The sequence below is a fragment of the Wolbachia endosymbiont of Tuta absoluta genome (assembly GCF_059414725.1).
Genome location: NZ_JBNRJY010000254.1, coordinates 1 through 4,009, shown reverse-complemented (window position 1 = coordinate 4,009; position 4,009 = coordinate 1). Strand labels below are relative to the sequence as shown.

At 34.4% G+C, this 4,009-nt stretch carries 3 protein-coding genes and 1 pseudogene; 3 read left to right on the top strand and 1 reads right to left on the bottom strand.

Going from position 1 to position 4,009, the window contains the following annotated elements; translation table 11 throughout:
• A pseudogene (locus tag ACJ5GX_RS02910) lies at window positions 1-195 on the top strand (transposase); the annotation flags it as partial.
• A 16-nt stretch (window positions 196-211) separates the two neighbouring features.
• On the opposite strand, the gene ACJ5GX_RS02905 reads toward ACJ5GX_RS02910, so the two are convergent.
• Window positions 212-358 carry a hypothetical protein gene (locus tag ACJ5GX_RS02905; RefSeq protein ID WP_007302910.1) on the bottom strand — a complete coding sequence of 49 codons (147 nt, stop codon included), beginning with the start codon at window positions 356-358 and terminating at the stop codon, window positions 212-214.
• A gap of 225 nt (window positions 359-583) precedes the next feature.
• On the opposite strand from ACJ5GX_RS02905, the gene secA reads away from it, so the two are divergent.
• Complete coding sequence (secA, locus tag ACJ5GX_RS02900; protein ID WP_012481813.1) at window positions 584-3,235, top strand: preprotein translocase subunit SecA; 2,652 nt, start codon at window positions 584-586, stop codon at window positions 3,233-3,235.
• Between the two features lie 220 nt (window positions 3,236-3,455).
• A complete protein-coding gene (locus ACJ5GX_RS02895) occupies window positions 3,456-3,983 on the top strand; it encodes an IS4/Tn5 family transposase DNA-binding protein (protein WP_052264825.1) in 528 nt (175 codons plus the stop codon).
• Window positions 3,984-4,009 lie beyond the last annotated feature (26 nt).

Sequence of the window (4,009 nt, the reverse complement as noted above, 5' to 3'; positions counted from 1 at the left end):
TGCAGTTAATAAAAGGAAAAAGTTCCAGAAAAATCCAGCAAAACTTTCCAGAGCTAAAAAAGAGATACTGGGTTGTGGGCAGTAGGCTAGTTTGTCAGGACTAGCGGAAATGTAACTGACGAAATGATAAAAAATTATATTGAAAATCACTCTAAAAAAGAAGATAAATTTGGTGACTTTCAAGTCGAAAGTTAGCATTCTATGCTCTCTCTCAATCTTTGGATTTTAATCCATAGTGGTTGAATGAAGAATCTTTAAACCCTTTTGTACCAAATTTTAATGAAGCAAAAAATTCTTCTAATTCTTCAAAAGGACAACTATTTTTCTCTAATTTTACTTTTATAATATTGCTTAACATTGTAACTCCACTAACCGTTTTATACATGTAGCTTAAGACTATTTTAATAATTTATCAAGAAAGTTTAATTATTAATTATAATATTTAATAAAATAAATAGACTCTTTTACATTTCATCTGCAAGAATCTTTTCCTTAGTTTGTAAATAAAGATTTTCTGAATCTAATTGCCGCAGGTTACGTTTAGTAATATAATCTCATATTAAATAAAACTTTACCTAAGTTTATGCCAGACTCTACGTTAGTTTTAACAACTATTCTTATATTCTTCATCTTTACGTTGTCACTTTTTTTTATAAAAAGGATATTTGGATCAACGAACAAGAAGATAATAAAATCCTTCAGAAAAATTGCTCAGCAGATTAATGCGCTAGAGCAAGAAATGCAGAGCTTATCTGATGAGGATCTTGCTAGTAAAACTGCGGAATTAAAACAAGAACTGAAAAATGGAAAAACACTAAATGACCTTCTCGTACCTGCATTTGCGGTTGTACGAGAAGCATCACGAAGATTCCTTAACATGAGGCATTTCGACGTTCAGCTAATTGGTGGCATGGTTCTCCATAATGGCATGATATCAGAAATGAAAACAGGAGAAGGAAAGACACTCGTCGCAACTTTAGCTGCATATCTAAATTCTTTAGAAGGAAAAGGTGTGCACATCGTAACTGTTAACGACTATCTTGCAAAACGAGATACAGAGTGGATGAGTAAATTATATAATTCTCTTGGAGTTTCTGTTGCATTTATTACAAATAATTTGACAGACGACGAGAGAAAAAAGGCTTATAGCGCAGATATCGTATACTCAACAAATAATGAACTTGCCTTTGATTATCTACGAGATAATATGAAATTTTCTCAAGAAGATATGGTTCAGAGAGGCTTCAATTACGCGATAGTAGACGAAGTAGACTCTATACTGATTGATGAAGCGCGTACTCCGCTCATTATTTCTGGCCCACTTGAGGAAAATAATCAGATATATAAGCATATCAATAAAATAGTAATCAAATTAGTTGATTCTGACTATGAAGTCGATGAAAAGAGTAGAGCAGTGTTCCTCACTGAAAATGGCATTTCACGAGTGGAGGAATTACTAAAATCGTATAACATCATTCCTGAAAATTCCTCGCTCTATGATACTAGCAATATTATACTGACTCATTATATAGATCAAGCACTTCGTGCACATAAGCTGTTTACTGCTGATAAAGATTATATAGTGAAAAACGGTAAGGTGGTAATTATTGATGAGTTTACTGGGCGCATGATGGAAGGTAGGAGATATTCTGATGGTCTTCACCAGGCATTGGAGGCAAAGGAGAATCTTGAAATTCAGCATGAAAGTCAAACTTTAGCATCAGTCACATTTCAGAACTACTTTCGTATGTACAACAAACTTTCTGGTATGACAGGAACAGCAGTAACAGAGGCAGAGGAGTTTCATGATATATATAGATTAAATGTAGTAAAAATTCCAACTAATGTGTCTGTTAAAAGAATAGATGTTGACGATGAAATTTATGGCACAGAAAAAGAAAAATTTAGTGCTGTATTGAAGTTCATAGAAGAATGCCACAAACGCCTACAACCAATCCTTGTTGGTACGGTAAGTATTGAAAACTCTGAAAAACTTTCTGCGCTTTTGCAAAGCTATTCTCTTAAGCATTCAGTACTAAATGCTCGTTATCATGAACAAGAAGCGTACATAATAGCGCAAGCTGGAATACCAGGCAGCATTACTATAGCAACAAACATGGCAGGACGTGGAACTGATATTCAGCTTGGTGGAAATGTTGAAATGATTGCAAAAATAGAGCTCGAGAAAATAAAAAATGCTGATGAAAGAGAAAAAAAATATCAAGAAATAGTCGAAAGAGTAAAAAAAGATAAGGAAATTGCTATAAAAGCTGGTGGCTTATGTGTTATCGGAACCGAAAGGCATGAAAGCAGGAGAATAGATGATCAACTGCGTGGCCGTTCTGGTCGTCAGGGTGACCCTGGACTTTCTAAGTTCTTTCTATCACTTGAAGATGATTTAATGAGAATATTTGGCTCTGATAGAATGAGGAATTTTTTACAAAAAGTGGGACTAAAGAACAATGAAGCTATTCATCACCCATGGATTAATAAAGCACTTGAGAAAGCACAGAAGAAAGTTGAAGTTAGAAATTATGATGTGCGGAAGTCTTTGCTAAAGTTTGATGATGTAATTAACAATCAACGTAAGGTTATTTTTAAGCAGAGAAATCATATTTTAAACAATGAAATCAATGATTTAGTTGAAGTATATAGTGAAGTAAATGAGGATATAATAGAAGGTATAGTACAAAGTGGTTATTACGAAGATTATGTTGAAGATATTGCAAAAGAATTCCACATAAGATACGGGATAACGCTTAATCTAGCAGAGTTTTTGAATAAACAAGAAGCCTTGGATTATATAAATGACAAAATACAAGAATTTTTTACTGAGAAAGAAAAATATTTCAATAGTCAACAAACTACAGATTTGTGGAATACGATAGTGAAACAAGTGATGATCATGACACTTGATCATTTATGGAGGGAGCACCTTTCGGTCTTAGAGAGCCTAAGACAAAGCATAAATTTGCGTGCCATGGGGCAAAAAGACCCACTGAATGAATTTAAACGCGAAGCTTTCTTAATGTTTGAGTCGATGCTTGAAAAGTGGAGGGAGCTTACCATTCACCGCCTAGCGCACTTTAAGTTGCTAGACAATCAAGAAATAGGCAATAGGTCACGCTCTACTAAAAATAGCAGACTTCCAAAAGTTTCAAGAAATGACAAGTGCCCTTGTAACTCTGGAAAAAAATACAAACACTGTCACGGTGCAGTTGCCGTAGTGAATTAGTTGTTGCAAGCACATTATAGCTGCTATAGCTAACCGAAGTCAGATCTGCTCGAGCACTCTGAAAGACAAAATCAATAGCCGAATTAATATTGGGCCAAAAGGTTTGTAGAGACTTTCTTATGGCGTGCTTGATCAGAACTTCTCAATCGGATTCAAATCTCACTTTTACCCACAAATAAAAAAGTGAGTAAAATGGATACCAAATAAATTTGGGATTAAAATGAGTGAAGTAAGTACAAATGTGCAATATACTGATGGCTTAGGGGATAAATGGCTGGAAAGAGAGTTAAAACACGTTAATTTAGGAGATACAAGACTTCATAAGAGACTTATTAAAACAGGCTATTGTATAGAGGGTAAGGTGTCTGGATCAATTAATCAAAGCTGTAGTGGATGGAAAGAAGCTAAGGGTGCATACAGATTATTTAGCAATGAAAAGCTTAAGGATAAGGAAATTTATTCTTCCCATTACAAAGAAACTATGGAGAGAATGAAAGGAAATCAGTTTGTTTTGTCAGTTCAAGATACAAGTTATTTGGATTTTGACTCTCATATAAAAACCAAGAGGCTAGGTAGTATTTCTAAAGCTTATACGAAGCATAAAATGGGTTTACTGTTGCACAGTGTCTTAATAGTCAGCAAAGACGGATTACCTTTAGGTCTATCTCTCAACAATGTTGGGCACGTTCTATTAGGGAAAAAGAAACGGCACAAGAAAAAGCAAACAGGAAATACCGTACCTCCATAGAAGAAAAAGAAAGTTATAAGTGGATA

What these genes read in the sequence shown, in the direction of transcription:
- ACJ5GX_RS02905 (WP_007302910.1), bottom strand. Translation starts at nt 358, where the DNA reads ATGTTAAGCAATATTATAAAAGTAAAATTAGAGAAAAATAGTTGTCCT.
- secA (WP_012481813.1), top strand. Translation starts at nt 584, where the DNA reads ATGCCAGACTCTACGTTAGTTTTAACAACTATTCTTATATTCTTCATC.
- ACJ5GX_RS02895 (WP_052264825.1), top strand. Translation starts at nt 3,456, where the DNA reads ATGAGTGAAGTAAGTACAAATGTGCAATATACTGATGGCTTAGGGGAT.